This is a genomic window from Dinghuibacter sp., assembly GCF_035492835.1.
Taxonomy (GTDB): domain Bacteria; phylum Bacteroidota; class Bacteroidia; order Chitinophagales; family Chitinophagaceae; genus Dinghuibacter.
Map to the genome: position 1 here is coordinate 1 of NZ_DATJIY010000107.1, position 2,739 is coordinate 2,739.

The following is a 2,739-nucleotide window of genomic DNA, read 5'->3' on the forward strand; positions in this document are numbered from 1 at the left end:
GATGGCGCGGAGGCTGCCGGTGGCGTCGATGACGACGGTGGGCATGTCGCCACCCGTGAGGTCGCGCACCGATGCGTCGTCTCCGGCCTGCACCGCGTGCTCCACCCCCAGTTTTTCGCGGCAGAACTGCAACCGGTTGGCGTTCACGTCCATCGCGATGACCCGCGCCCCCGCAAGCCGCGCCATCGCCATCGTCCCGAGGCCGATCGGCCCCGCGCCGATCACGAGCACGTATTCCCCGGGTGTGACGCCCGCGCGACGGACGCCGTGGGCGCCGATCGCGAGCGGTTCCGCGAGGGCCAGGGCGTCGTAGGAAAGCCCCCCCGCGGGGATCAGCGCGTCATTGGGCACGCTAAGGCATTCCACCATCCCGCCGTCGACGTGTACGCCGCAGACCTGTATCGAGACGCAGCAGTTGGGCAGGCCGCGGCGGCAGGCGATGCAGTGGCCGCAGGCGTAATAGGGTATGATGGTGAAGGGTTCGCCGTCTACGTCACCGGCGAGCTCGTGGCCGAGGATGCGGGGGTAGGAGAAAAAGGGCTGCGTGCCCTTGAAGGCGTGCAGGTCCGTGCCGCAGACGCCGATGCGACGGATGCGGAGCAGCGAGCGGCCGGGCGCCGCCGAAGGCGGGGCCGTATCGATCAGGTCCAAAACACCGGGTGTGGTACAACTCCAGGCTTTCATAAAAAATCCATTTTAACCGAGCGTGCCGCGAAGCCGCGCCCTACGTATTACTGATCGCCCTATCCAGGTGCACATACCCGCCATCCACGTGGATGAGCTGCCCCGTCGTATGCCCGGAGCGCTCCGATAGCAGGAACGCCGTCATATCCGCGATTTCCTCTTTGGTCGTCATCCGGTTACCCAGCGGTATCTTGGAACGTATTTCGCGCAGCTTGGCTTCAGGGTCAGGGACGGTGCTGATCCATCTTTCATAGAGCGGCGTCCAGCACTCCGCCACGACGAGACCGTTCACGCGGATACCGTATTTGAGGAGCTCCACCGCCCATTCGCGCACCAGCGCGTTGCGCCCGCCGTTGGACGCGGCGTAGGCGGAGGTGCCGCCCTGGCCGGTTTCGGCGGTTTTGGACGTGATATTGACGATGGCGCCTTTCGACTTGATTAGTGCGGGGAGCGCGTGGTGGACGATGAGGTAATAGTGGATCAGGTTCCGGTGGAGGGATCGCATAAAGGCTTCGTATCCCCCGTGCTCCAGGCCCACCCCGTCGTTCTGGCCCGCGTTGTTGACGACCCCGTCGATGCGGCCGTGCGCCGCCAGCGCTTCCTGTACCGCGCGTTCGCAGGCTAAAGGCTCGTTCAGCTCCGCCGTTACGACCGTGACGCGACCACCCGCGGCCCGGATGTCGTCGGCCGTTACCTGGTTATCCTCCGCATTCCTGCCTATGATCACCGGGATCGCCCCTTCCGTCGCCAGCGCCCGGGTAATCCCCTCGCCTATGCCCTTGGCGCCCCCGGTTACGAGTATGACCTTGTCCTGAAGTTGTAAATCCATTATAGTGTTGTTTTACAGTAGGTGATAAAAGTCGCACGCCGTCCCCCCGAAGATCGCGGCCTTTTCATCCGGGGAAAAACCCGCGTAGAAGTCCGTCACGATCCGGATCATCGCGTCGTATTCCGCGGCCAGCAGACATACCGGCCAGTCGGAGCCGAACATCAGCCTCTTCGGGCCAAAGGCCTCGGTTACCTCTTCCAGGAAAGGTTTGAAGTCTTCAGGTTTCCACGTTTTCCAGTCGGCTTCGGTGACTATGCCGGAGACTTTGCAGGAGACGTTGTCGCATGCGGCGAGTGAGCGGATTTTTTTCCGCCATTCGTGGAGGGCGCCGGGCGCGTGGGAACCGGCATCGCCAAGCGCGTACCCCTTGATGTCAGGCTTCGCGATGTGGTCCAGCACAAACGGCTGGTCCGGGAAGAGCCGGGCGAACTCGGTCGCAAATTCTATCTGATCCGGGAATATCAAAATGTCATACGTGAACCCGTAGCGGTTGAGCAACCCAATGCCTCGCAAAAACGCCGGCCGCAGCATATAGTCGCGTTGCGCTTCCCCCTGGAGGATGTGCCGGAACCCCTTGAGGAGCGGAAACCCGCTGTAGTGCGCCAGCTGGTCTTCGATGTCGTCCGCCTGGAGGTTCACCCAACCGACGACGCCACGGATGAAGGACGCACCGAGTGACAGCAGGTACGCCGTTTCCGCCGGGGAAGACGACGCCTGTACGGCCACGCAGCCGTCGATCGCCTGGGATTCCAGCAGGGGCTGGAGGTCCGAAGGACCGAAGTCCCGCGCGATCGGGCTGGAAGGCTCGATCCAGCTGTCGCGGACGGGGTCATATTGCCAGAAGTGCTGGTGGGCGTCGATGCGGAGCATGGCTACGGGAGTTGAAAGATTTGATCCATGAGCACCCACTTTTCGCCCGGGTCGGCCCAGGGGAGCGGTTGCTGGAAGGTCCACATGAGGTCTTCCCAGTGCTGGACCGCGGGGTTGTTCTTGTCGAGGGAGGCCTTGACGTCCAGGCTGAAGTCGTCCTTGGTCTCCATGATCATAAACAGGCGGTTACCGGTACGGTAGATCTGCATGTCTACGATACCCGCGGCGCGGATGGATTCTAGGATTTCGGGCCATACCTGGTCCGGCTCGTGCAGGTGTTCGTAGTCGCGGATCAGACCGGGTTCGTCCTTGAGGTCGACGGCGAGACAATAACGTTTCATCTGTTGTTAATTATT

General features: G+C 62.5%; 4 protein-coding genes. All 4 read right to left on the reverse strand.

Annotation, left to right across the window (positions count from 1 at the left end; genetic code table 11):
* Positions 1-684, reverse strand: a 684-nt coding sequence (locus VL547_RS10275) for an alcohol dehydrogenase catalytic domain-containing protein (protein ID WP_325577573.1), incomplete at its 3' end; no start/stop codon positions are given.
* 40 nt (positions 685-724) lie between these two features.
* A complete protein-coding gene (locus VL547_RS10280; RefSeq protein WP_325577574.1) occupies positions 725-1,513 on the reverse strand; it encodes an SDR family oxidoreductase in 789 nt (262 codons plus the stop codon).
* A 12-nt stretch (positions 1,514-1,525) separates the two neighbouring features.
* On the reverse strand, positions 1,526-2,383 hold the full coding sequence (locus VL547_RS10285) for an amidohydrolase family protein (RefSeq protein ID WP_325577575.1): 858 nt from the start codon (positions 2,381-2,383) through the stop codon (positions 1,526-1,528).
* A gap of 2 nt (positions 2,384-2,385) precedes the next feature.
* Positions 2,386-2,724 (reverse strand): L-rhamnose mutarotase, encoded by a 339-nt coding sequence (locus VL547_RS10290; protein WP_325577576.1) that lies wholly within the window; start codon positions 2,722-2,724, stop codon positions 2,386-2,388.
* Positions 2,725-2,739 lie beyond the last annotated feature (15 nt).